Origin of the sequence: Pseudomonas sp. LTGT-11-2Z (assembly GCF_003691445.1) — a bacterium.
Taxonomy (GTDB): domain Bacteria; phylum Pseudomonadota; class Gammaproteobacteria; order Pseudomonadales; family Pseudomonadaceae; genus Aquipseudomonas; species Aquipseudomonas monteilii.
This window is the reverse complement of the sequence record NZ_CP033104.1, coordinates 641,258-666,673: the sequence shown is the minus strand read 5'-3', so window position 1 is coordinate 666,673 and position 25,416 is coordinate 641,258. Positions and strand designations below refer to the sequence as shown.

The 25,416-nt window shown below is 63.6% G+C and carries 22 protein-coding genes; 11 read left to right on the top strand and 11 right to left on the bottom strand.

All coding sequences use genetic code 11. The features are described from left to right. The first annotated feature begins 56 nt into the window (after positions 1-56). The 6 genes from D8767_RS03045 to yccS all read left to right on the top strand — a co-directional run bounded on the left by D8767_RS03045 (position 57) and on the right by yccS (position 9,254). Positions 57-1,499, top strand: coding sequence for a TldD/PmbA family protein (locus tag D8767_RS03045; protein ID WP_016712372.1), 1,443 nt, complete (start codon positions 57-59; stop codon positions 1,497-1,499). Beyond that, entirely contained in the window at positions 1,499-2,818 is a 1,320-nt protein-coding gene (locus D8767_RS03040; protein ID WP_016712373.1) for a TldD/PmbA family protein, read from the top strand. The genes D8767_RS03045 and D8767_RS03040 overlap by 1 nt, the downstream gene beginning before the upstream one ends. A gap of 56 nt (positions 2,819-2,874) precedes the next feature. Continuing rightward, positions 2,875-4,302 (top strand): multidrug transporter subunit MdtD, encoded by a 1,428-nt coding sequence (mdtD, locus tag D8767_RS03035; protein ID WP_016712374.1) that lies wholly within the window; start codon positions 2,875-2,877, stop codon positions 4,300-4,302. Positions 4,303-4,414: 112 nt separating this feature from the next. Next, on the top strand, positions 4,415-5,752 hold the full coding sequence (gene dbpA, locus D8767_RS03030) for an ATP-dependent RNA helicase DbpA (RefSeq protein ID WP_231115641.1): 1,338 nt from the start codon (positions 4,415-4,417) through the stop codon (positions 5,750-5,752). A gap of 53 nt (positions 5,753-5,805) precedes the next feature. Next, positions 5,806-6,987, top strand: coding sequence for an NAD(P)/FAD-dependent oxidoreductase (locus D8767_RS03025; RefSeq protein WP_016712376.1), 1,182 nt, complete (start codon positions 5,806-5,808; stop codon positions 6,985-6,987). An 83-nt stretch (positions 6,988-7,070) separates the two neighbouring features. After that, the gene (gene yccS, locus D8767_RS03020) at positions 7,071-9,254 is read left to right on the top strand and encodes a YccS family putative transporter (protein ID WP_016712377.1); all 2,184 of its coding nucleotides are present in this window, start codon (positions 7,071-7,073) and stop codon (positions 9,252-9,254) included. Positions 9,255-9,269: 15 nt separating this feature from the next. Here yccS and D8767_RS03015 read toward each other — a convergent pair whose 3' ends face one another. Then, complete coding sequence (locus tag D8767_RS03015) at positions 9,270-10,007, bottom strand: ABC transporter substrate-binding protein (RefSeq protein ID WP_016712378.1); 738 nt, start codon at positions 10,005-10,007, stop codon at positions 9,270-9,272. 155 nt (positions 10,008-10,162) lie between these two features. On the opposite strand from D8767_RS03015, the gene D8767_RS03010 reads away from it, so the two are divergent. Further along, entirely contained in the window at positions 10,163-10,615 is a 453-nt protein-coding gene (locus tag D8767_RS03010) for a GNAT family N-acetyltransferase (protein ID WP_016712379.1), read from the top strand. A gap of 32 nt (positions 10,616-10,647) precedes the next feature. Here D8767_RS03010 and D8767_RS03005 read toward each other — a convergent pair whose 3' ends face one another. The 9 genes from D8767_RS03005 to tkt form a co-directional block, all read right to left on the bottom strand. Continuing rightward, positions 10,648-10,944 (bottom strand): helix-turn-helix domain-containing protein, encoded by a 297-nt coding sequence (locus tag D8767_RS03005; protein WP_016712380.1) that lies wholly within the window; start codon positions 10,942-10,944, stop codon positions 10,648-10,650. Positions 10,945-10,956: 12 nt separating this feature from the next. Further along, entirely contained in the window at positions 10,957-11,457 is a 501-nt protein-coding gene (locus D8767_RS03000; protein ID WP_026020381.1) for a M48 family metallopeptidase, read from the bottom strand. A 39-nt stretch (positions 11,458-11,496) separates the two neighbouring features. Continuing rightward, positions 11,497-13,623 carry a bifunctional diguanylate cyclase/phosphodiesterase gene (locus tag D8767_RS02995; protein ID WP_060709408.1) on the bottom strand — a complete coding sequence of 709 codons (2,127 nt, stop codon included), beginning with the start codon at positions 13,621-13,623 and terminating at the stop codon, positions 11,497-11,499. Between the two features lie 210 nt (positions 13,624-13,833). Then, positions 13,834-14,898, bottom strand: a complete 1,065-nt coding sequence (gene fba, locus D8767_RS02990) for a class II fructose-bisphosphate aldolase (RefSeq protein WP_016712383.1) — start codon at positions 14,896-14,898, stop codon at positions 13,834-13,836. 100 nt (positions 14,899-14,998) lie between these two features. Further along, complete coding sequence (locus D8767_RS02985; RefSeq protein ID WP_016712384.1) at positions 14,999-15,328, bottom strand: MliC family protein; 330 nt, start codon at positions 15,326-15,328, stop codon at positions 14,999-15,001. Positions 15,329-15,391: 63 nt separating this feature from the next. Then, on the bottom strand, positions 15,392-15,643 hold the full coding sequence (locus D8767_RS02980) for a hypothetical protein (RefSeq protein ID WP_016712385.1): 252 nt from the start codon (positions 15,641-15,643) through the stop codon (positions 15,392-15,394). After that, complete coding sequence (locus tag D8767_RS02975; protein WP_016712386.1) at positions 15,643-16,806, bottom strand: phosphoglycerate kinase; 1,164 nt, start codon at positions 16,804-16,806, stop codon at positions 15,643-15,645. Before D8767_RS02975 ends, D8767_RS02980 begins: the two co-directional genes overlap by 1 nt. Before the next feature lie 12 nt (positions 16,807-16,818). Next, positions 16,819-17,880, bottom strand: coding sequence for an erythrose-4-phosphate dehydrogenase (gene epd, locus D8767_RS02970; RefSeq protein ID WP_016712387.1), 1,062 nt, complete (start codon positions 17,878-17,880; stop codon positions 16,819-16,821). Between the two features lie 150 nt (positions 17,881-18,030). Further along, on the bottom strand, positions 18,031-20,028 hold the full coding sequence (gene tkt / locus D8767_RS02965; protein WP_016712388.1) for a transketolase: 1,998 nt from the start codon (positions 20,026-20,028) through the stop codon (positions 18,031-18,033). 229 nt (positions 20,029-20,257) lie between these two features. On the opposite strand from tkt, the gene D8767_RS02960 reads away from it, so the two are divergent. From D8767_RS02960 to D8767_RS02945, 4 genes are all read left to right on the top strand, one after another. Continuing rightward, positions 20,258-21,250: a metalloregulator ArsR/SmtB family transcription factor gene (locus D8767_RS02960; protein ID WP_016712389.1), complete on the top strand. Its 993-nt coding sequence runs from the start codon at positions 20,258-20,260 to the stop codon at positions 21,248-21,250. Positions 21,251-21,268: 18 nt separating this feature from the next. Beyond that, positions 21,269-22,459: a methionine adenosyltransferase gene (metK, locus tag D8767_RS02955; protein ID WP_003249375.1), complete on the top strand. Its 1,191-nt coding sequence runs from the start codon at positions 21,269-21,271 to the stop codon at positions 22,457-22,459. Between the two features lie 145 nt (positions 22,460-22,604). Further along, positions 22,605-24,305: an NAD-dependent DNA ligase LigB gene (gene ligB / locus D8767_RS02950; RefSeq protein ID WP_122048274.1), complete on the top strand. Its 1,701-nt coding sequence runs from the start codon at positions 22,605-22,607 to the stop codon at positions 24,303-24,305. A 132-nt stretch (positions 24,306-24,437) separates the two neighbouring features. Continuing rightward, a complete protein-coding gene (locus D8767_RS02945) occupies positions 24,438-24,830 on the top strand; it encodes a DUF1090 domain-containing protein (RefSeq protein WP_016712391.1) in 393 nt (130 codons plus the stop codon). 42 nt (positions 24,831-24,872) lie between these two features. Here the strand turns inward: D8767_RS02945 and D8767_RS02940 are convergent, their stop codons facing one another. After that, positions 24,873-25,319, bottom strand: a complete 447-nt coding sequence (locus tag D8767_RS02940; protein ID WP_016712392.1) for a cytochrome c — start codon at positions 25,317-25,319, stop codon at positions 24,873-24,875. Positions 25,320-25,416 lie beyond the last annotated feature (97 nt).

The following is a 25,416-nucleotide window of genomic DNA, read 5'->3' as shown; positions in this document are numbered from 1 at the left end:
GCATTGCTAGAGGGGTGGTTCTAAGGGGGAGCCACCGTGTACACGGAGGCTTGTGCATGTTTGATTCCAGCGCCCTGCTGCGCCAGCGCTTTGCCGCGCTGCGCAGTACGGCCGAATTGTTTTCCCTGCGCCATGTGAAACAGTCGCACCAGGCGCTGTCGGTTCGCCGCAACGTTGCCGAACCTCCGTTCTTCAGCCAGGACGAAGGCGCCATGCTCACTGTGCGAGTCAACGGCGTGGAGGCTTACGCGGCCACCGCCGACCTGTCCCAGGCGGGTCTGCAACACGCGCTGGAACAGGCCGAGGCCCTGGCCCGACAGATCGCCCGGCACAGCTTGCTCGATCTGTGCGACCAGCCCGTGACCAGCGCGCGGCACGACCACATCTCACCCAACTTCGACCAGCCCGTGCCGTCCCTCGCCGACTGCCTTGGCTTGCTCGCCGCCGAATCGGCCAGCGTGCCCAAGGACAGCCGCCTGGTGGACTGGCAGGCGAGCCTGGGCCTGACCCTGGTCGAGCAAACCTACCTGAACTCGGCCGGTGCCGAACTGCGCCACGCCCAGCGCTTCCTGTTCCCGGGCCTGGGTGTCACCGCCAGCGATGGCCAGGACAGCCAGAGCCGCAGCCTGGGCCGCGACAACTTCGGCCAGCAGGGCGGGTTCGAAATCATCGAGCGTTGCGGGCTGGTGGGCGCCGCCCGGCAAGTTGCCGACGAGGCACTGCAGTTGCTGCTGGCACCCAACACCCCCAGCGGCCCACGCGACCTGCTGCTGATGCCAGACCAGATGATGCTGCAGATTCACGAGTCCATCGGCCACCCGCTGGAAATGGACCGCATCCTCGGTGACGAGCGTAATTACGCTGGCACCAGCTTCGTCAAAGCCAGCGATTTCGGCCACCTGCAGTACGGCTCCAACCTGCTGAACGTGACCTTCGACCCCACCATCGGCGAAGAGCTGGCCAGCTACAGCTTCGATGACGACGGCACCCCGGCCAGCAAGCAGTTCCTGATCCGCGACGGCCTGCTGTTGCGCCCGCTGGGCGGCGCATTGTCGCAATTCCGCTCTGGCCTGGACGGCGTGGCCAACAGCCGCGCCTGCGGGTGGAACCGTGCACCGATCGACCGCATGGCCAACCTGAACATCGAGCCGGGCGACCAAAGCCTGGAGCAACTGGTGAAGGGTATCGAGCACGGCATCCTGATGCGCACCAACCGCTCCTGGTCCATCGACGATGCACGCAACAAGTTCCAGTTCGGCTGCGAATGGGGCCAGCTGATCGAAAACGGCGAGCTCAAGGGCATCGTCAAGAACCCCAACTACCGCGGCATCTCCGCACAGTTCTGGCGCAACCTGGCGGCGGTTGGCGACCGCAGCACCTTCCAGGTACTCGGCACGCCCAACTGCGGCAAGGGCGAACCCAACCAGGTGGTGCGGGTCGGCCATGCATCGCCCGCCTGCGTATTCCGCCAGATTGATGTATTCGGAGGAGACGCCTGATGAAACATGCTTTCGAAACCTTGGTCGGGGATGTGCGCGCCGCCCTGCAAGCAGGCGAGCAGTTCACCCTCGGCTACAGCGCCGAACAGTCGCAATTCGTGCGTTTCAACCACGCCAAGGTGCGCCAGGCCGGCACTGTCAGCCAGGCCAGCGCGCAACTGCGGCTGGTCCGTGATGGCCGCCAGGCGGAACAGCAGGTGACCTTGAGTGGCGACGCGCAACTGGACCGCCAGCGCCTTGGCGATGCGCTGGAGCAACTGCGCCAGACCTTGCCACTGTTGGCCGTTGACCCTTATCTGCGGCTAGACGAAAGTGCCTGGCAAAGCCACAGCCTGCAGGCGCAGCCCCTGCCCGAACTGGACGAAGTACTGGCCCTGCTCGACCGCGAAGCAGGCGAGCTGGACCTGGTCGGTATCTACGCTGCCGGCCCGATCTGCCGGGGCTTTGCCAGTTCGTTCGGTGCCTTTGGCTGGCACCAGGCCAACAGCTTCAACTTCGACTGGAGCCTGTTCCACAAAAACGGCCAGGCGGTGAAGGCCAACTATGCCGGCCAGGTGTGGAGCACGGATGACTTCATCGCACGTCTGCGCCAGGCGCGAGAACAGTTGGGCTTCCTCGGCCGCCCGGCAGTCACCCTCAAGCCCGGCAGCTACCGCGCCTACCTGGCCCCGGCGGCCATGGACGAAATCGCCGGCATGCTGTGCTGGGGTGGCTTTTCCGCGCAGGCGCTGGCCACCGGCAACAGCGCCTTGCAGCGTTTGTACAACGCAGATGCCCGGCTGAGCCCGCTGGTGAGTTTCTCCGAGCAGGTTAGCGGTTCGCTGAGCCCGGCGTTTTCCGATGAGGGGGCTCCACGCCTGGATGTGCCATTGATCCAGCAAGGTGAGGCTCGGCAGCGGTTGATCAGCGCGCGCAGTGCGGCCGAATTCGAGTTGCTGGCCAATGGTGCCGACAGCTACGAGTCGCCGTGCGCACTGAGCCTGGCACCGGGTAACTTGGCGAGCGAGCACATTCTCGAGCGCCTGGGCACCGGGCTGTATATCAGCAACCTGTGGTACCTGAACTACTCTGACCTGCCGGCAGCGCGCATGACCGGGCTGACCCGGTTCGCGACCTTCTGGGTAGAAAACGGGCAGATCCAGGGGCCCGTGAGCACCATGCGTTTCGATGACAGCCTCTACAGCTTGCTCGGCAGCCAGCTGGAGGACCTGACCCGCGAGCGCGAGATGATCTTGTCGACCAGCACCTATGGACAGCGCAGTACCGGGTCGAGTCATTTGCCGGGGGCGCTGGTCAAAGGTCTCACACTGACATTGTGACTGGATTTGCTGGCCCTTTAGCCGCGAAGGGGCCGGCACTGACAAACGAGGAAGTCATGCCCGAACGCCCACCGCTAGACCCCGTCACCGCCCGCTGGATCCCCTGGGTGGTGGCCATCGCCTTCTTCATGCAGTCCCTGGACGGCACCATCCTCAACACTGCGCTGCCGGCCATGGCCCGCTCGCTGGCCGAAGACCCGCTGCGCATGCAGGGTGTGATCATCGCCTACATGCTCACCGTGGCCCTGCTGATCCCCGCCTCGGGCTGGATCGCCGACCGTTTCGGCACCAAACGCATCTTCTTCAGCGCCATCCTGCTGTTCAGTTTCGGCTCGCTGCTGTGCGCCGCCGCCAACAGCCTGGGCTTTTTGATCTTCGCCCGGGTCGTGCAGGGCCTGGGCGGTGCGCTGATGCTGCCGGTCGGGCGGCTGGTGGTGTTGCGCGCCTACCCACGCAGCGAGCTGGTGCGAATCATGAGTTTCATCACCATCCCCGGCCTGCTCGGCCCATTGCTGGGCCCGACGGTCGGTGGCTGGCTGGTGGAAATCCTCAGCTGGCACTGGATCTTCCTGCTCAATCTGCCCGTCGGCCTGATCGGTTGCTTTGCGGTATGGAAGTTCATACCAGACCTGCGCGGCGCCGAGCGCACCACGTTCGACGGCCCCGGTTTCCTGCTGTTCGGCGCCGCGATGGTACTGATCACCATCGCCATGGAAGGCCTGGGCGAGCTGCACCTGCCGCACTTGCGGGTGATGTTGCTGCTGTTCGCCGGCATGGCGTGCCTGGCCGCCTACTGGCTGCGGGCCGGGCGCGACCCGGAGCCTTTGTTCTCGCCCAGCCTGTTCCGCGTGCGCACCTTCGCCATCGGCATCCTCGGCAACCTGTTCGCCCGCTTGGGCAGTGGCGCCCTGCCGTTCCTGGTGCCGTTGCTGCTGCAGGTCGCGCTGGGCTACTCACCGGCCCAGGCCGGCATGAGCATGATCCCGCTGGCGGCAGCGGCCATGCTGGCCAAGTCCGTTGCCCGCCCGCTGATCGAGCGCTTCGGTTACCGCATCATCCTCACCGGCAACACCCTGCTGCTGGGCCTGCTGCTGGCCAGCCTGGGGCTGGTCGACGAGCAGACGCCCTACGCCGTGCTGCTGATTCAGTTGGGCTTGCTGGGGGCGGTCAACTCGATGCAGTTCACCGCGATGAACACCGTGACCCTGATCGACCTGGACGACGCCAGCGCCAGCAGCGGTAACAGCCTGCTATCGGTGGTCGCGCAACTGGCCCTGAGCCTGGGCGTGGCCTGTGCCGGTGCCTTGCTGGGCGGCTTTACCGCAGCGGGCAGCGCCGAAGGCGTGGAGTCCACCTTGGGCGCCTTCCAGCTGACCTTCGTCACCATCGGCGTGATGGCCATGCTGGCGGCAGCGATCTTCCTGCAACTGGCGCCCACGGACGGAAGGCGTGCCCGTCGTCCGGAAGAACACATGGAGTCGTAGGGCGAATGACCATGAGGCTGGTAGACTGTGCGGCATTTTTCGCTTCGCACCGCAGGCCAGCCTCGTGACCACCGAATCCACCGCCTTTGCCACACTGCCGTTGTCCGCCGCCATGCTGGCGAATCTGGACGCCCTCGGCTATGCCTCGATGACACCGATCCAGGCCCAGAGCCTGCCAGTCATCCTCAAGGGTCAGGACCTGATCGCCCAGGCCAAGACCGGCAGCGGCAAGACCGCCGCCTTCGGCATCGGCCTGCTGAACCCGATCAACCCGCGCTACTTCGGCTGCCAGGCGCTGGTGCTGTGCCCTACCCGCGAACTCGCCGACCAGGTGGCCAAGGAGCTGCGCCGCCTGGCCCGCGCCGAGGACAACATCAAGATCCTCACCCTGTGCGGCGGCGTTTCGCTGGGCCCGCAAATCGCTTCGCTGGAGCACGGTGCGCACATCATCGTCGGCACCCCGGGGCGTATCCAGCAACACCTGGACAAGGGCACCCTGGTACTCGATGGTCTGAACACGCTGGTATTGGACGAAGCCGACCGCATGCTCGACATGGGCTTCTTCGACGCCATCGCCGGCATCATCGGCAAGACCCCGTCGCGCCGCCAGACCCTGCTGTTCTCAGCCACCTACCCGGCCGGTATCAAGCAACTGGCCGCCGACTTCATGCGCAACCCGCAGCAGGTGAAGGTCGAAAGCCTGCACACCGACAACCAGATCGAACAGCGCTTCATCGAGATCGACCCGCAGCAGCGCCTGGAGGCCGTCACCCGCGTGCTCGGCCACTACCGCCCGCAGTCCTGCGTGGCGTTCTGCTTCACCAAGCAGCAGTGCGAGGACGTGGTTGCCCACCTGACCGCCAAGGGTATCGTTGCCCAGGCGCTGCATGGCGACCTGGAGCAGCGCGACCGCGACCAGGTGCTGACCATGTTCGCCAACCGCAGCAGCTCGGTGCTGGTGGCTACCGACGTGGCCGCGCGCGGCCTGGATATCGATGGCCTGGACATGGTCATCAACGTGGAGCTGGCGCGTGATGCGGAAATCCACGTACACCGTGTGGGCCGTACTGGCCGTGCGGGTGAGAAAGGTGTTGCAGTCAGCCTGGTGGCACCGGCCGAAGGCCACCGCGCACAGGCCATCGAGGCGCTACAGAAGAGCCCGCTGCGCTGGGACCAGCTGGACAGCCTGAAGAACAAAGGCGGCGAGCCGCTGCTGCCGGTGATGAGCACCCTGTGCATTGCAGCCGGGCGCAAGGACAAGCTGCGCCCGGGCGATATTCTCGGGGCACTGACCGGTGATGCCGGCATTCCGGGCAAGCAGGTGGGCAAGATTGCCATCTTCGACTTCCAGGCGTTCGTTGCCGTGGAGCGGGCGCTGGCCAAGCAGGCCATGCAGCGGCTGAACAGCGGCAAGATCAAGGGCCGCGCCCTGAAAGTCCGTATCGTCTAAACCCGCTCCCACCGGTTCAGCGTTCCCATTACGAATCCAGATAGGTTTACACCGTGCATTCCACCGACGTCATCATCCTCGGCGCCGGCGCCGCCGGCCTGATGTGCGCCCAGCTCAGCGCCCGCCGTGGCCGCCGGGTGCTGCTGCTCGACCACGCCAACAAGCCCGGCAAGAAGATCCTCATGTCAGGCGGCGGGCGCTGCAACTTCACCAACATGTACACCGAGCCGGCCAACTTCCTGTCGCAGAACGCGCATTTCTGCAAGTCGGCCCTGGCCCGCTACACCCAATGGGACTTCATCGAACTGGTGTGCAAGCACGGCGTGGCGTACCACGAGAAGAAGCTCGGCCAGCTGTTCTGCGACAACAAGGCCAGCGACATCCTCGACATGCTGCTGGCCGAGTGCGACGAGGCTGGCGCCGAAATCCGCATGCATACCAGCATCGAACAGATCGAAAAGACCGAAACCGGCTACCTGCTGCAGACCAGCGGTGGCCAGTTCGCCTGCCAGTCTCTGGTGATTGCCACCGGCGGCCTGTCGATCCCGACCCTGGGTGCCACCGGTTTCGGCTACCAGGTGGCGCGCCAGTTTGGCCACACCCTGCTGCCGACCCGCGCCGGGCTGGTGCCGTTCACCATCACCGAGCCCCAACTCAAGGCACTGTGCACCGAGTTGTCCGGCACCTCGCTGGACTGCACCGCCAGCTGCAATGGCACCAGCTTCCGCGAGAACCTGCTGTTTACCCACCGTGGCCTGAGCGGCCCGGCGATCTTGCAGATTTCTTCGTTCTGGGAAGCCGGTGACACGGTGGAGATCAACCTGCTGCCCGACCGCGATGCGCTCACCTGGCTGCAACAGATGCAAACCGAGCGCGCCAACGCCGAACTGAAGACCGTGCTAGGCGAGGTGTTCACCCGCAAGCTGGCCAACCTGCTGGCCGAGCAGTGGTTCGAGTCCAGGCCGATGAAGCAGTACACCCCGGCAGAGCTGGCACAGATCGCCGAAAAGCTGGCGAACTGGCAAGTGGTACCGGCCGGCACCGAAGGCTATCGCACCGCCGAAGTCACCCTGGGCGGCGTGGATACGCGCGAAGTGTCGTCCAAGACCATGGAATCGCTCAAAAGCCCGGGGCTGTACTTCATTGGCGAAGTGCTCGACGTCACCGGCCACCTGGGCGGTTTCAACTTCCAGTGGGCCTGGGCATCAGCCAACGCCGCAGCGCAGTTCGTGTAGAGTAGAATCCATTCAGCAGCACGGAACGCTTCTTGCTGGCCCGTGCTGCAATGCATTCTTCGCTTACTGCCTAGCAGGCCATCATGTCATCGAGCTCGTTCCGTCAGTCACTGCGTCGCCTGTGGGGCCAAGACAAGTTCAGCTACAGCATCCGGGTCACCATCGCCCTCACCGGCAGCCTGGCCCTGTGCTGGTACCAGAACGAGATGGCCCTGCTGATCCCCCTGTTCCTCGGCATCATCGCCAGTGCCCTGGCCGAAACCGACGACAGCTGGCAGGGCCGTCTCAGTGCCCTTGCCGTTACCCTCGTGTGTTTTGCCATCGCCGCGTTGGCGGTGGAGCTGCTGTTCCCCTACCCCTGGGTTTTCGTTGTTGCCTTGGCCTTGGCCGCATTCGGCCTGACCATGCTTGGCGCACTGGGCGAGCGCTATGGTGCGATTGCCTCAGCGACACTGATCACGGCGGTGTACACCATGATCGGCGTAGACCAGCGCGGTGGCCAAGTGACGGACTTCTGGCACGAACCGTTGCTGTTGGTGGCGGGTGCGGCCTGGTACGGGCTGCTGTCAGTGCTGTGGCAGGCGCTGTTTTCCAACCAGCCAGTGCAGCAAAGCCTGGCCAAGCTGTTCTTCGAGCTGGGCAGCTACCTCAAGCTCAAGGCCAGCCTGTTCGAGCCGGTACGCACCCTCGACGTCGAGGCCCGGCGCCTTGAACTGGCGCAGCAAAACGGCAAGGTCGTGGCGGCGCTCAACGCAGCCAAGGAAATCATCCTGCACCGGGTGGGTAACAGCCAGCCGAACTCCAAGGTCAGCCGTTACCTCAAGCTGTACTTCCTGGCCCAGGACATCCACGAGCGCGTCAGTGCCTCGCACTACCCCTACAACGCCCTGACCGAGGCGTTTTTCCACAGCGACGTGATGTTTCGCTGTCAGCGCCTGCTGCGTAAGCAGGGTTCGTCCTGCCAGGAACTGGCGCGCTCGATTCGCCTGCGCCAGCCGTTCGTGCTGGCCAGCGGTTATCCCGAGGCGCTCGAGGACCTCAATGCCTCACTGGAGCACCTGCGCATCCAGAGCAACCCGGCCTGGCGTGGCCTGTTACGTTCGCTGCGGGCACTGGCCGCCAACCTGGCAACACTGGATCGCCTGCTAAGCGCCGCCAGCAACCCGGACAGCCTGGCCGACGCCAGCGACAGCAGCCTGCTCGACCGCTCCCCACGCTCGCTTAAAGACGTGTGGACACGCCTGCGTACCCAGCTGACGCCGACCTCGCTGTTGTTCCGTCATGCCCTGCGCCTACCGCTGGCGCTGTCGATAGGCTACGGCATGGTGCACCTGATCCACCCCACCCAAGGCTACTGGATCATCCTGACCACGTTGTTCGTGTGCCAGCCCAACTACGGCGCAACCCGGCGCAAGCTGGTACAGCGAATCTTCGGCACCGCCATCGGCCTGACAGTGGGCTGGGCGTTGTTCGACCTGCTCCCCAACCCGGTCATCCAGTCGCTGTTCGCCGTGGTCGCCGGGGTGGTGTTCTTCGTCAACCGCACCACTCGCTACACCCTGGCCACGGCGGCGATCACCCTGATGGTACTGTTCTGCTTCAACCAGATCGGCGATGGCTATGGGCTGTTCCTACCGCGCCTGTTCGATACCCTTGTGGGCAGCCTGATCGCCATCCTGGCGGTGTTCCTGTTCCTGCCTGACTGGCAAGGGCGGCGGCTGAACAAGGCACTGGCCAATACCCTGGCCTGCGCCAGCGTATACCTGCGCCAGATCATGCAGCAGTATGCCCACGGCAAGCGCGACGACCTGGCCTACCGCCTGGCCCGGCGCAATGCCCACAACGCCGACGCGGCGCTGTCCACCACCTTGGCCAACATGCTGATGGAGCCTGGGCATTTCCGTAAGGAAGCGGATGTGGGCTTCCGTTTCCTGGTGCTGTCGCACACCCTGCTCAGCTACCTCTCCGGGCTGGGTGCACACCGCGACACGGCATTGCCGGCGGAGGTCCAGGAACAGCTGATCGAAGGCGCCGGGCAAAGCCTGGCCAGCAGCCTGGACGAAATAGCCAATGGGCTGGCGGCGCGGTTACCGGTGGCGATTCACAGTGATGAAGAAGAGGCACTGGCCAATGCCCTGGAGCAGATGCCGGAAGAGCTGGATGAGCATCAGCGGCTGGTGCAGACACAGTTGGCGCTGATTTGCCGGCAGCTGGGGCCATTGCGGACCTTGGCGGCACATTTGATCAAGGAGGGTGCGCCTGCCTGAGAGCAGGCACAACCTTCAGAAACCATACTGGCGCAGCAACCGCGCGTAACTGCCATCCGCCTTCATGGCCGCAATCGCCTGCTCGAACCCCTGGACAATCCGCGCATGCCCCGGGTGCTTCAGGCTAACCAGGATATGCAGGGTGTTCTCCCCCAACGGCGGCTCCACCAGCATTACCCCATCGCGCACTTCCTGCGGCTCACGCTGCAAGTTGTAACGCGCCACATACTCATCCTCCACCGCCAGGTTCACCCGCCCCGCCGCTAGCATGCGCACGGCCGACGAAAAGTTGCGCACCGGCACCTTGTTCAACCGGGTATCGCCGTCGAACTCAGGTGAGTAGGCGTAATCACGCACCACAGCAATGCTGTAGGGGTACAAGTCCGACTGGTGCTGATAGCGCAATGGCTCGCCCTTGCGATGCAGCAGGCGAATACGGTTAGTCAGGTAAGCGCTGGAGAACTGCCCGATACGGGCACGCGAGTCGTTCTGCCAGGCATTGATCAGCACGTCGTAACGCCCTTCACTCACTCCCAGCAACGCCCGTGCCCAAGGCGCTTCTTCAAACGTTGTGGCATAGCCCGCGCGGGCCAGCGCTGTGGTAACAATGCTGGTGGCCAAGCCCCCGCCCGGCATGCTGGTATCGGTGAACGGCGGCCAGCTGTCGGCCACCAGGCGCAGCTTGTCGTCAGCTGCGACGGGTGTTGCCAGCATCATTGCCAGTAATCCCAGAACACAAAGCAGTGGCCGCATGCTCACGTCCTTTCGCGATGGGGGGCACACACTGCCGATGAGATTACACAAAGCGGTCGCCGAGGGCAGCGGCCAATAGTGTCATTTAGCCTCTATTTTGGCCGAAGGGCACAGGCCATGCGATGATCGATGGCTCACTCAAGGAGTTCGCGCCTATGTCCATCGACTGGCTCTGCAAGCACCACACCGACCTCGGCAAGGACCAGCTCTACGCCATTCTGCAATTGCGCACGGAAGTGTTCGTGGTAGAGCAGCGCTGCGCCTACCAGGAAGTGGACGGCCAGGACCTGACGGGCGATACCCTGCACCTGATGGCCTGGCAGGATGACAAGCTGGTCGCCTACCTGCGCCTGCTCGATCCGCAGTCCCAGGGCGGGGATGTGGTGATCGGGCGAGTGGTGACTTCGCCGTCAGCGCGCGGGCTGAAGCTGGGGCATCCGTTGCTGCTCAAGGGGCTGGAGGCGGCTGAGCATTGCTGGCCAGGCGTGCCGGTTTACCTGTCGGCGCAAGCGCATTTGCAAGGGTTCTATGCCCGGCACGGGTTTGTGGTGGTGGGAGAGGAATACCTTGAGGACGATATTCCGCATATCGGGATGCGCAAAGGTTGAGGTTGCCGGGGCCAGTCTGCGGCCCCGGAACTTCACGGGTAGCCCAAGACTTCGCGGATCTGCCGCAGGTGCTGGATGATCCACTGCTTGTCGATCGCGCCCCAGTCATGAATGCGGTAATGCCCGGCATGATTGCGCGCGCCTTCCTGCTGCTCGAACTCACAGACGATGTCCAGGTCGGCCAGGGCGGCGATGGTGTCCTGGGCCGTGCGCCGTGGCATCCCGGTGGCCTCCATCAACGCGGGTACGCTGGTCGCGGTCCGGCTGTCGATCAGCCAGGCCACGTACAAACGGCGGTAGAAGCTGCTCTTGGTCTTGCTCACTTCCATGCTGCGTGGTCCTTAAACGTTGCCCGGCAGCTCCCGATAAGTCAGGTAGACGCGCAGGTCGAATTCCAGTTGGTGGTAGTCCGGCTCCATGTGCTGGCAGAGCTGGTAGAACGCCTTGCTGTGATCGCGCTCGCGCAGGTGCGCCAGTTCGTGCACCACGATCATGCGCAAGAACTGTGGCGCGGCCTCCTTGAACAACGAGGCAATGCGGATTTCCTTTTTTGCCTTGAGCTTGCCGCCCTGCACCCGCGACACCGCCGTATTCAGGCCCAAGGCCCGATGGGTCAGGTCAAGGCGGTTGTCGAACAATACCTTGTCCAGGCCCGGCGCGGTGCGCAGGTACTGCTGGCGCAGGTCCTGGGCATAGCCATAAAGCGCCTTGTCGCTTTGCACGTCATGGCGGTCGGGGTAGCGTCGCTGCAGGTACTCGCCCAGGCGGCCGCTGTCGATCATCTGCCGCACCTGCGCTTGCAGGTGCGGGGGGTAGGCTTGCAAGTAACGTAATACGGTCATGGCGCTGCATTCGGCGTAACGAATGCCGATTCTAGCCAATCATGGCCCTGGCCACGAGAAAATTGCCGGAAAGCCGCTGGCGTCCGCTGCGATCATCGGGTGAGCCACCAGGAAGCCCTGCACATATTCACAGCCATTGGCCTTGAGCCAGGCCGCCTGAGGCGGGGTCTCCACCCCTTCGGCAATCACCGTGATACGGTAGTCGGCACACAGGCCAATCACCCTGCGGACCAAAGCCGCATCCACCGCCGAGTCGGGCAGGCGTGCCACCAGGTGGCGGTCAAGCTTGAGGGTGTCGATTGGCAAGTCGCGCAGCATGCGCAATGAGCAGTCACCCGCCCCAAAGTCATCCAGCGCCACCCGAACTCCCAACTCGCGCAGGCGGTGTATCTGCTTGACGGCCGCATCGATGTTGTACATCAACGAGGTCTCCGCCACTTCCACCTCCAGCTGCGCCGGGTCCAGTTGGTAAAGCTGGATGACTCGCTGCAACTCTTCAACCAGGCTGGGCATGACGAACTGCGCACGGCTCAAACTGATGCCAAGTACCAGGTCTGCGGGGAAGCGTTCGTACCAGGCCTGGCGCTGAGCGGCCCCCTGCCGATAAATCCAGCTGGCCAGGCGGTTGATCAGCCGTGCTTCCTCCAGCAACGGAATGAACAGCCCCGGCGGTACGTCGCCGACGCTGGGGTGCTGCCAGCGCAACAATGCTTCGAATCCACGCAGACGGCCATCGATGAACGACACCTGAGGCTGATAGACCAAGGTGAAGTCCTGCTGCTCGATGGCGGCGCGCACGCCGTCTTCAAGCATCAGGCGCGAACGTGCGCGGCCGTTGAGTTCCTGGTCATAGAAGCGGTACTGCTGGCGCCCGGCCTGCTTCGCGGCATACATCGCCGCATCGGCTGCACGCAACAGGCCCTCCACATTGGCGCCGCAGTCCGGGTAGGTGGCGATGCCGATACTGACCCCAAGGCTCACATCAAGCCCTTCGATCTGGTGACTGATCGAAATACGCTCAAGCAGTTTCTCGGCATAACGGCCCGCCTGCTCGGGGTAAGGCAGGCTGTCGAACAGTGCAGTGAATTCATCACCGCCCATCCGCGCCAGCAACGCCTCGCTACCCAGGCAGTCCTTGAGTTGCTCGCCTACCCAGCGCAGCACGCGGTCACCGGTTTCATGGCCCAGCGAGTCGTTGATGCGCTTGAAGCCATCCAGGTCCATGTACATCAGCGCCTGCGCCTTGTCCGAGCGCTCGTTACGCAGCAGCGCACCTTCGGCGGCCTGGTAGAAACCCCGCCGGTTGAACAACCCGGTGAGCGGGTCGGTAACCGCCTGGTACTCCAATTGCTGGTGCAGGTTGCGCACCACCGACATGTCCAGCACCGTCACCACCATGGCCTGCTGGTCGGCCGGCAGCGGTGCACAGGACAGCGCCACCGGCACCAGCTCGCCCTCCAAAGTGCGCAACTGGGCATCGTGTACGCGGAAAATGCGCCGCCCCAGGTAGGCCTGGTAGAAGTCGGACTCCCCCCACAGCCTGGCATTGGCCAGTTGCACCAGGTCAAGCAGGTGAGCGCCCTGCAATTGCTGCACCGGTGCCGCCAGCAAGCGCGAAATGGCCGGGTTGGCAAAACTGATGACACCTTGTGCATCTACCACCAGGATACCCTCGGCAGCATTCTCCAGGATCGATGCATTGAATGCCCTGGCGGCCTCCAGCTCTCGGCTCAGACGTTGCAGCATGCGCCGGTTGCGCTGCTGCTCGAGCAAGGCCTGAACCTTGGGCTTGAGGATTTGCGGGTCGAACGGCTTGAACATGTAGTCCACGGCGCCGCTGGCGTAGCCTTTGAGCACGGCGGCTTCGGACTGTTCGTTGGCGGTGAGGAAGATAATCGGGGTCAGCCGGGTGCGTTGGCTGCCACGCATTAGCCGGGCGACTTCGAAACCGTCCATTTCCGGCATTTGCACATCCAGCAGGACCAGGTCGACATCGTGCTCGAGCAACGCGCTCAAGGCTTCCATCCCTGAGCTTGCCGTCAACACTTGCCAATCCTGCCGGGCCAACAAGGCCCGCATGCTGATGAGGTTCTCGGGGTAGTCGTCTACCACCAGAAGAACCGAGCAGCCATCCAGTGGCTGTGGTTGAGCTTGAGCGCCATCCATGCTGCTTCTCTGTTATGTGACCGACTTCAAAATACGGTTGGATCCATTAATACTCTAGACCCGAGGCCGTAACGCGCAATGCAATCAGAACGCTATCAGTGGCTCAACTGTACGGTAGCCGACTAACGGTCAGTCTGCCGGGTTTATGTGCAGGTTCTCTCGCCCATAAAAAAACCCGCATCGCTGCGGGTTTTTCATGCTGCCGGTCGATCAGTTGACCTTGGCGGCCAGCTCACCTTTCAGGTAGCGCTGGTACATGCCTTCCAGGGAGATCGGCTTGATCTTCGAGGCATTGCCGGCGGTGCCGAAGGCTTCGTAACGGGCGATGCACACGTCGCGCATGGCCTTGACGGTTTCGCCGAAGAACTTGCGTGGGTCGAACTCGCTCGGGTTCTGTGCCATCAGGCGGCGCATGGCACCGGTAGAGGCCAGACGCAGGTCGGTGTCGATGTTGACCTTACGTACGCCGTACTTGATACCTTCGACGATCTCTTCAACCGGTACACCGTAGGTTTCCTTGATGTCGCCGCCGTACTGGTTGATGATCGCCAGCCACTCTTGCGGTACCGAGGAAGAACCGTGCATCACCAGGTGGGTGTTGGGGATGCGCTTGTGGATTTCCTTGATGCGGTCGATGGCCAGCACGTCGCCGGTAGGCGGCTTGGTGAACTTGTAGGCACCGTGGCTGGTACCGATGGCGATCGCCAGGGCGTCGACCTGAGTCTTCTTGACGAAGTCGGCAGCCTCTTCCGGGTCGGTCAGCATCTGGCTGTGGTCCAGAACGCCTTCGGCGCCGATGCCGTCTTCTTCACCGGCCATGCCGGTTTCCAGCGAACCCAGGCAGCCCAGCTCGCCTTCTACCGAAACACCGCAGGCGTGTGCCATGGCAACGGTCTGCTGGGTAACGCGGACGTTGTACTCGTAGTCGGTCGGGGTCTTGCCGTCTTCACCCAGCGAGCCGTCCATCATGACCGAGCTGAAGCCCAGCTGGATCGAGCGCTGGCAGACGTCAGGGCTGGTGCCGTGGTCCTGGTGCATGCACACCGGGATGTGCGGGAATTCTTCGATGGCCGCCAGAATCAGGTGGCGCAGGAACGGGGCGCCAGCGTATTTGCGGGCACCGGCCGAAGCCTGGACGATCACCGGGGAGTCGGTCTTGTCGGCCGCTTCCATGATGGCGCGCATCTGCTCGAGGTTGTTGACGTTGAAAGCTGGTACGCCGTAACCGAACTCGGCGGCGTGGTCCAGCATCTGGCGCATGCTAATGAGTGCCATTGTGTATCTCTCTCCCGACAAGCGTCGTTTGTTTCGTGCAAGCCTGCCGCAGGGGCGGTTGCTGTTCAAGTAGTGTGGGCCACCGTTGCGGCCCGGCCAGTCACGGTGCCTTGCAGCCCCGCCCAATCAGATCGTTGGTTGCCACCCAGTACACCAGGCCTTCTTCGCCCTTGGTGTGGAAGGCCAGCATGCCATCGCTGTACAGCGCACCCGAGGCACCCGGCTCGGACTTGAGCCGGTAGACCTGGTCGCCGCCACCCAGGCGCACGTCGACCTGGTCGCGTTGTGCATCGGCGAAGCGCCACAGCACTTCGGCCTGGGTGTCGCAGACCCAACGGGTCCAGTTGTCTGCCGGGGCGGGTTGCGCCGGCTGCAGCAGTGAGCATCCTGCCAGTGTCGCCAGGGCCGTAGCGGCCAAAAGCGCTTTCATTACATATCCTCTAGATGACCACACAGCGGTCGCTTGGTTGCCTGAGCCGACGAAACGCCGAGCTCAAGGGCAACCCGGCGCCTTGCGCTGGTGGTCTTCGTCGTACTTTTCCAGGCCTTCCGGGCCCACGCGCTTGCTGATGACCGGCACGGTTTCGGCCTGCCATTCGGACTGATAGCAGCCGCCCCTGGGCGAATGCGCCGGATCGGCATCGGAAGCCGGGCTGCCAGAGCAGGCGCTCAGCAGGCCGGCCAGCATCATCACAGGCAATTGCTTGACCATCAGGCCACTCCCTTTGCCAAGCGCCGACGTCATCAGGCCTTGGCCCGCTCTTCCAGGATTGCCACGGCGGGCAGGACCTTGCCCTCGACGAACTCGAGGAAGGCACCACCACCGGTAGAAATGTAGGAGATATCCTTGCTGACGCCATATTTGTCGATAGCGGCCAGGGTGTCACCGCCACCGGCGATGGAGAATGCAGCGCTGTCGGCGATGGCCTTGGCCAGTACCTGGGTGCCGTTGCCGAACTGGTCGAACTCGAACACGCCGACCGGGCCGTTCCACAGGATGGTCTTCGACGACTTCAGCAGCTCGGCGAAGTTGGCCGCGGTTTGCGGGCCGATGTCCAGGATCATGTCATCGGCTGCCACGTCGGCGATGGCCTTGACCGTAGCTTCGGCCGTTTCGGCGAATTCCTTGGCAACCACCACGTCTACTGGCAGTGGCACGCTGACCTTGGCGGCGATGGCCTTGGCGGTGTCGACCAGGTCAGGCTCGTACAGCGACTTGCCCACCGGGTGGCCAGCAGCGGCCAGGAAGGTGTTGGCGATGCCGCCACCGACGATCAGCTGGTCGCACACGGCGCTCAGGCTGTTCAGCACGTCCAGCTTGGTGGACACCTTGGAACCGGCAACGATGGCCGCCATCGGCTTGGCAGGCGCCTTCAGGGCTTTGCCCAGCGCATCCAGCTCGGCAGCCAGCAGCGGGCCGGCAGCAGCGACCTTGGCGAACTTGGCCACACCATGGGTCGAACCTTCGGCGCGGTGAGCGGTGCCGAACGCGTCCATGACGAACACGTCGCACAGGGCAGCGTACTTCTGCGCCAGTTCGTCAGCGTTCTTTTTCTCGCCCTTGTTGAAGCGCACGTTCTCGAACAGCACCAGGTCACCGGCCTGTACCGCGACACCGTCCAGGTAGTCGGCAACCAGCGGCACGTCGCGGCCCAGGGCCTTGCTCAGGTAGTCGGCAACCGGCTTGAGGCTGTTCTCGGCAGAGAACTCGCCTTCGGTCGGGCGGCCCAGGTGCGAGCAGACCATTACCGCCGCGCCCTTCTCCAGGGCCAGCTTGATGGTCGGCAGCGCTGCCAGGATACGCGCATCGCTGGCTACCACACCGTCCTTGACAGGCACGTTGAGGTCTTCACGGATCAGTACGCGTTTACCTTGCAGGTCGAGGTCGGTCATCTTCAACACGGTCATGAATGCAGTCCTTCAGGGCTGTTTGTTGCGGGTTGGGTGAACGACGTGCAGAAAGTGTTCGGCAACGTCGAGCATTCGGTTGGCAAAACCCCATTCGTTGTCGAACCAGGCCAGCAAGTTCACCAGGCGGGGGCCGGAAACACGGGTCTGGCTGGCATCGACGATCGCCGAATGCGGGTCATGGTTGAAATCACAGCTGGCGTGCGGCAGTTCGGTGTAGGCCAGCAAGCCTTTGAGCGGGCCTTCCAGTGCCGCCTCGCGCAATACCCGGTTGACCTCGGCCGCGCTGGTGTCGCGGGCGGTCTGCAGGGTGATGTCCAGGCACGAGACGTTGACGGTGGGCACGCGTACCGCTTTGGCCTGGATTCGCCCAGCAAGTTCCGGCAGCAGGCGCTCGATGCCACGCGCCAGACCAGTGGACACCGGGATCACCGACTGGAAGGCCGAACGCGTGCGGCGCAGGTCTTCGTGGTGGTAGGCGTCGATCACCGGCTGGTCGTTCATCGCCGAGTGAATGGTGGTGATCTGCACGTATTCGATGCCGAACGCCTGGTCCAGCACACGCAACAGCGGCACACCGCAGTTGGTGGTACACGAGGCGTTGGACACCAGGCGTTCGCTGCCGGTCAGGCAGGCCTGGTTGATGCCGTAGACCACCGTGGCGTCAACGTCGGCTTCGCTGGCCATGGGCTGCGAGAACAGTACCCGGGGCGCACCGGCGTCGAGGAAACGCTGGCCATCAGCGCGGGTGTTATAGGCGCCGGAGCATTCCAGCACCAGGTCGATGCCGAGCGCTGCCCAGTCGATGCCTTCAGGGGTAGCACTGCGCATTACCTTCACGCAGTCGCCATTGATATGCAGACAATCGCCATCGACCTTCACCTCACCGGGGAAACGCCCGTGGGTGGAGTCGAAGCGAGTCAGGTATTCCAGGCTGGCCTGATCGGCCAGGTCGTTCAGCGCGACGATCTCGAAACCGGCCTTCGCCCCCCGCTCGAACAGCGCGCGCAGGACACAGCGGCCGATACGGCCATAACCGTTGAGTGCAACTTTGTAGGGACGCAGGTGGCGCATAGGTAGCTCTTGAACTCCGGCAGTTGAACGGGGCCGCTGCGCAGCCCATTCGCGGCACAAGGCCGCTCCTACAGGGGACGGCATACGCAATACCCTGTAGGAGCGGCCTTGTGCCGCGAACGAGGGCCAAAGGCCCTCGCCTTCCTTGTATCAGTCTTCCAGCAGCTCTTCGGCAGTACCGAGGATGTTCTCCAGGGTGAAGCCGAACTCTTCGAACAGTGCCGAAGCCGGCGCCGACTCACCGTAGGTGGTCATGCCAATGATACGGCCTTCCAGGCCGACGTACTTGTACCAGAAGTCGGCGTGGGCCGCTTCGATGGCGATACGCGCACCCACTTCCAGCGGCAGCACCGACTGCTTGTAGGCAGCGTCCTGGGCATCGAACACGCTGGTGCACGGCATGGAAACCACGCGCACCTTGCGGCCTTGCTCGGTCAGCTTGTCGAACGCCTGAACGGCCAGGCCCACTTCGGAACCGGTGGCGATCAGGATCAGCTCCGGCTCGCCGGCGCAGTCCTTGAGCACGTAGCCACCACGGCTGATGTCGGCGATCTGCTGGGCATCGCGGTCCTGGTGCTGCAGGTTCTGGCGCGAGAAGATCAGTGCCGAAGGGCCGTCCTTGCGCTCCAGGGCGCTTTTCCAGGACACGGCGGATTCCACCGCGTCGGCCGGGCGCCAGGTGTCCAGGTTCGGCGTGCTGCGCAGGCTGGTCAGTTGCTCGATTGGCTGGTGAGTCGGGCCGTCTTCACCCAGGCCGATGGAGTCGTGGGTATAGACGTGGATCACACGCTGCTTCATCAGTGCCGACATGCGCACGGCGTTGCGGGCGTATTCCATGAACATCAGGAAAGTCGCGCCGTAAGGCACCAGGCCACCGTGCAGGGCGACACCGTTCATAATGGCGGTCATGCCGAACTCGCGCACGCCGTAGAACACGTAGTTGCCGCTGGCGTCATTGGCTTCGACGCCCTTGCAGCCCTTCCACAGGGTCAGGTTGGAGCCTGCCAGGTCAGCCGAGCCACCCAGGAACTCGGGCAGCAGTGGGCCAAAGGCGTTCAGGGCGTTCTGGCTGGCCTTGCGGCTGGCAATGGTTTCGCCCTTGGCGGCCACTTCGTTGATGTAGGCCTGGGCCTTCTCGCTGAAGTCGGCCGGCAGCTCGCCGCTGTCACGGCGTTTGAATTCGGCAGCCAGTTCCGGGAAGGCCTTGGCGTAGGCGTCGAAACGCTGGTTCCAGTCAGCTTCAGCCTTGGCACCAGCGGCCTTGGCGTCCCACTCGGCATAGATGTCGGCCGGGATTTCGAACGGACCGTGGTTCCAGTTCAGTTCCTTGCGGGCCAGGGCGATTTCGTCGTTGCCCAGCGGGGCACCGTGGCAGTCTTCCTTGCCCTGCTTGTTCGGCGAACCGAAGCCGATGATGGTCTTGCAGCAGATCAGGGTCGGGCGGTCGCTCTTGCGCGCCGTCTCGATGGCCATCTTGATTTCTTCGGCATCGTGGCCGTCGACGTTGCGAATCACCTGCCAGTTGTACGCTTCGAAGCGCGCCGGGGTGTTGTCGGTGAACCAGCCGTGTACTTCACCGTCAATGGAGATGCCGTTGTCGTCGTAGAAGGCGATCAGCTTGTTCAGGCCCAGGGTGCCGGCCAGCGAGGCGACTTCATGGGAGATACCTTCCATCATGCAGCCATCGCCCAGGAACACGTAAGTGTTGTGGTCGACGATGGTGTGGCCTTCACGGTTGAACTGGGCAGCCAGTACTTTTTCGGCCAGGGCGAAGCCCACGGCGTTGGCGATACCCTGGCCCAGTGGGCCGGTGGTGGTCTCGACGCCTGGGGTGTAGCCGTATTCCGGATGGCCCGGGGTGCGGCTGTGCAGCTGACGGAAGCCTTTGATGTCATCGATGGTGACGTCGTAGCCGGTCAGGTGCAGCAGCGAGTAGATCAGCATCGAGCCGTGGCCGTTGGACAGCACGAAGCGGTCACGGTCAGCGAAGCTCGGGTTGCTCGGGTTGTGCTTCAGATAGTCGCGCCAAAGCACTTCGGCGATATCCGCCATGCCCATAGGGGCACCTGGGTGGCCGCTGTTGGCCTTTTGCACGGCATCCATGCTGAGGGCACGAATGGCGTTGGCACGTTCACGACGGCTGGGCATCGCTGATCTCCTGGGGGGCTTGAATAGGTGGTGTCACGAAAAAAGGCGGCCATTTTCGCCCACTGGGGGGGCTTGGGGCAATGACGTATGGTCGCAGTCGGGGGATTTTCCTGTGATTGGCCTTCAATTCGGGGCAAAACCGGGATAACCGCCCCGCCCATCACTCAATATCAAAACTTTTTGATATTGGCCTTGCTAGGGCATTGATGCCTGTCTAGACTGCCGCCCCATGAACCTCCGTGCGCAATCGATCCCCGAGCAACGCGAAGCATTGGCCGCCCTGTGCAAGGCCAGTGGCGACGCGCTGCGCCTGAACGTATTGCGCGCCCTGGCCAACGACTCGTTCGGTGTGCTGGAACTGGCGCAGATCTTCGACATCGGCCAGTCGGGCATGAGCCACCACCTGAAGGTGCTGGCCCAGGCCGAGCTGGTGGCAACCCGTCGCGAAGGCAACGCCATCTTTTACCGCCGCGCCCTGCCCGATGGCCTGCGCCTGGGTGGCCGGCTGCACGCGGCATTGCTTGAAGAAGTGGATGACATGGCCCTGCCGCCTGACGTGCAAGCGCGGATCGCCCAGGTGCAACAACGCCGCGCGGCCACCAGCCAGGACTTCTTCCTGCGTGTGGAAGAGAAATTCCGCGCCCAGCAAGACCTGATCGCCGGCCTGCCGCAATACCGCGAAAGCCTGCTGACACTGCTCGACAAACTCAATTTCGACCGGGCCGCCAGCGCCTTGGAGGTTGGCCCCGGCGACGGCGGCTTCCTGCCAGACCTGGCCCGGCGCTTTGCCCACGTCACCGCCCTGGACAACAGCCCGACCATGCTTGAGCTGGCGCGCCAGGTGTGCCAACGCGAAGGGCTTCACAACGTCAACCTGCAGTTGGCCGATGCACTGGATGCAACGGATGTGGCCGCCGACTGCGTTGTGCTGAACATGGTGCTGCACCATTTCAGCGACCCGGCCCTGGCCTTGCGCCAGCTGGCCAAACGGGTAAAGGCAGGCGGCAGCCTGCTGGTCACCGAACTGTGCAGCCATGACCAGGGGTGGGCGCGCGAAGCCTGCGGCGACCTGTGGCTTGGCTTCGAGCAGGACGACCTGGCCCGCTGGGCCAACGCTGCCGGGCTCGCCCACGGGGACAGCCTGTACGTAGGCTTGCGTAACGGTTTCCAGATCCAGGTCCGCCATTTCCAGCGGACGGCTGGCGACATACACCATCGGTAAATTTCAGGAACCTTCGAGATGAGCGAATACTCCCTTTTCACCTCCGAGTCCGTGTCCGAAGGGCATCCGGACAAGATCGCCGACCAGATTTCGGACGCTGTCCTCGATGCCATCATCGCCCAGGACAAATACGCCCGCGTGGCCTGCGAAACCCTGGTCAAGACCGGTGTCGCCATCATCGCCGGCGAAGTCACCACTTCGGCCTGGGTCGACCTGGAAGACCTGGTGCGTAAAGTCATCATCGACATCGGCTACAACAGCTCCGACGTCGGCTTCGACGGCGCCACCTGCGCCGTGATGAACATCATCGGCAAGCAGTCGGTGGACATCGCCCAGGGCGTGGACCGCTCCAAGCCTGAAGACCAGGGCGCTGGCGACCAGGGCCTGATGTTCGGCTATGCCAGCAACGAAACCGAAGTGCTGATGCCGGCACCGATCTGCTTCTCGCACCGCCTGGTCGAGCGCCAGGCCGAAGCGCGCAAATCCGGCCTGCTGCCATGGCTGCGCCCGGACGCCAAGTCGCAAGTCACCTGCCGCTATGAAAACGGCAAGGTGGTCGGTATCGACGCCGTGGTGCTGTCGACCCAGCACAACCCTGAGGTTTCGCAGAAAGACCTGCAAGAAGCCGTGATGGAGCTGATCGTCAAGCACACCCTGCCTGCCGAGCTGCTGCACAAGGGCACCCAGTACCACATCAACCCGACCGGCAACTTCATCATCGGCGGCCCGGTGGGTGACTGTGGCCTGACCGGCCGCAAGATCATCGTCGACTCCTACGGCGGCATGGCCCGCCACGGTGGTGGCGCGTTCTCCGGCAAGGACCCGTCCAAGGTCGACCGTTCCGCCGCCTACGCCGGCCGCTACGTGGCCAAGAACATCGTTGCCGCCGGCCTGGCAGAGCGTTGCGAGATCCAGGTGTCGTACGCCATTGGCGTGGCCCAGCCGACCTCCATCTCGATCAACACCTTCGGCACCGGCAAGGTTTCCGACGACAAGATCATCCAGCTGGTGCGCGAGTGCTTCGACCTGCGTCCGTACGCGATCACCACCATGCTCGACCTGCTGCACCCGATGTACCAGGAAACCGCTGCCTACGGCCACTTCGGTCGCACCCCGCAGCAGAAGACTGTCGGCGACGACACCTTCACCACCTTCACCTGGGAGCGCACCGACCGCGCCCAGTCGCTGCGTGACGCTGCCGGCCTGTAAGCTTCCTACAGCGCCTGGCGAAAGCCCCTGCCGAGTGATCGGCAGGGGCTTTTTTGTGACATATCGGCTGACAATCTCGCTGCGGCAAGCACCAGCAAACCTGCCTAGGCTGGGGGCTCCTACACGCCACGCAAGGATGCTGGCCATGCTTCACCCTTTGTTGCTTACCCTGCTGCTGTTGCTGCAGGCCCCAATGGCCCGGGCCGAGCAGTGCCCCGACTGGTCTGCACAACACGTCGACGCCGAAGTAGCGCAACTGCGGGCCACACTTGCCCGCTGGGACGATCACTACCACCGACAAGGTGTTGCGCTGGTGGCCGACGCGCTTTACGACCAGAGCCGCCTACGCCTGGAGCATTTGCAGCAATGCTTTGGCCTGGCCACCGCTCCATCCCCCTTGGCCAGCGCGCGAGGCCCGATCCCTCACGCGGTACCGCATACCGGCATCGACAAGCTGGCTGATCGCCAGGCCGTCGCACGTTGGCTGGTCGGCAAGACCGGTGTATGGGTGCAGCCCAAGATCGACGGTGTTGCCGTCTCGCTCACCTATCGGCAAGGCCAGCTGGTGCAGTTGGTCAGTCGCGGAGACGGCGTGCAAGGGCACGACTGGAGCCGGCACATTCCCCAGCTAGGCACCCTCACCCGGCAGTTGCCTCAGGCAATCGACCTGCAATTGCAGGGTGAGTTGTATCTGCGCCTGGACCAGCATGTGCAAGCCTGGGCAGGCAGCGCCAACGCCCGCGGCACCGTGGCCGGGCTGCTCGCACGCAAACAGCTGACAACTGAACAAGGCGCCGGCATCGGCCTGTTCGTCTGGGACTGGCCGCACGGCCCCAGCCAGCAGGCTGAGCGCCTCAAGCAACTGGCGCAACTGGGCTTTCCGGAAAGCCTGCGCTACAGCATCGCCATAGGCACCACGGACGAGGCCGCCCATTGGCGCGACCACTGGTACCGCTCTGCCCTGCCTTTCGCCACCGATGGTGTGGTGCTGCGCCAGGGCAGTCGGCCGCCGGCAGAGCGCTGGCAAGCCAAGGCGCCTTACTGGATCGCGGCCTGGAAGTACCCCTATGCACAGGCCTTGGCCGAAGTGCGTGACGTACGCTTCCGGGTCGGTCGCACCGGCAAGGTCACGCCAGTTTTGCAATTGCTGCCGGTCACCCTGGACGACCGACGCATTACCCAGGTGAGCCTGGGCTCGCTGGCGCGCTGGCACAGCCTCGACATCCGCCCCGGTGACCAGGTAGCCATCAGCCTGGCCGGGTTGACCATCCCACGCCTGGAGCAGGTGGTGCATCGCGCAGTCGAACGCCAGGCGGTCAGCGCGCCGGCGCCCGACCGTTACCACGCCCACACTTGCTGGCAGGCCAGCGAGGGCTGCGAGGAGCAGTTCATTGCCCGCCTGACGTGGCTCAGCGGTAAACACGGGCTGGCCTTGCCACGCACCGGGCCTGGCACCTGGCGCCGGCTGGTGGACGCCGGGCTAGTGACATCGATGGCCGACTGGTTGCATCTGGATGCCGAGCGCCTGGGCCAGGTGGCAGGCATCAGTGATGCGACATCTGTGCAGTTGGCGAGCAGCTTCGATGTGGCTCGCACACGGCCTTTTGCCCAATGGTTGCGCGGGCTGGGCACCCCCCTACCGTCGAGCCTGCAACTGACAGGCGACTGGCCAGGATTGGAAAAACGCAGCAGCCGTGAATGGCAAGCCTTGGCCGGGATTGGCGAAAAACGTGGGCAGCAACTGGCGGGGTTTTTTGCTGCCGATGAGGTCAAAGCCCTTGCCGCAGAGCTGGCCCTGGCAGGGATCAACGGGTTCCAGAGCAGCAGCGAACCCATCAAGCAATGATTTTTTACCAATTTACTTGTAGGGAAACCCTGAGATAGCCCCAGAAAAAGCCGACAAGGGTTCCTAAATGGGCAAAACCAAGGCAGGATTTCCACCAACTTTTGCTGCCCCGCCCCGTCCAGGAGGCTTTTCATGAAACGTATTTCGACCCTTTTGCTGCTCGCGACACTTGGCCTGGCCGCAGGCACCGCACAGGCTGCCCAGCCGGATGCCGGCCTGACCGGCTGCGCCGCTAAGCGCAGTGCCATCGAAAACCAGCTGAAGATTGCCCGTGACCATGGCAACAGCGACCAGGTTGCAGGGTTGGAAGAAGCCCTGCGCGGGGTGGACAATTGCACCGACGCCAGCCTGCGCAAGGAACGTGAGCAGAAGGTGCTCGACGCCCGCCATGAAGTGGCGCAGCGGGAAAAAGACTTGAAGAAGGCCGAGAAGAAAGGCGACGCCGAGAAGATCAACAAGCGCAAAGACAAGCTGGCCGAGTCGCGTAAAGAATTGCAGGAAGCAGTCGACGACCTGGACCGCTGAGACCAGCAGCAAACGCGGTCAATGTAGAAGCGGCCCATGCCATCAGTGATTGCGGAATTCGGTATGACAGGCCTTGCACGCCGCTTCGACCTTGTCCATCGGCGCCTTCAACTGCGCGGCATCCAGCGGCTGGCTGCGGGTTACACCGACCAGTTCGCCGGTAACGCCCTCCAGTTGCCGGGCCAGGTCATGAAAACGCGTTTGGCGCTCCCATACCTCGGCACGGGCGGCGCTGTCGCCGCCATCGCGTACCTGAGGAAAGTGCTGCCAGGGTTGATGGGCAAGGCCGTCCAGCTTCAGCGCACCGTCGGCAAACTTCACCCCGTCGAACGGCAACCGGCCACGCAGCATGCCACCCAGGTCTTCGCTGGTCTTGAGCATGTCCTTGAATATCACCTTGCGCTTGCCCAGCGGCGAGTTCGGGTCAACCCGGTCACAACCGCCCAGGGCCAGTGCTGCCAGCAGAACAACGGTCAATCGCTTCAACATCACGCTCACTTCGGCCTACGCAAATGGGCGGCCAGTATCGCTGCCCAAGGGCCAAAGACCAATAGCCACATAAATTACAGGGGTGAATCTTCATTTT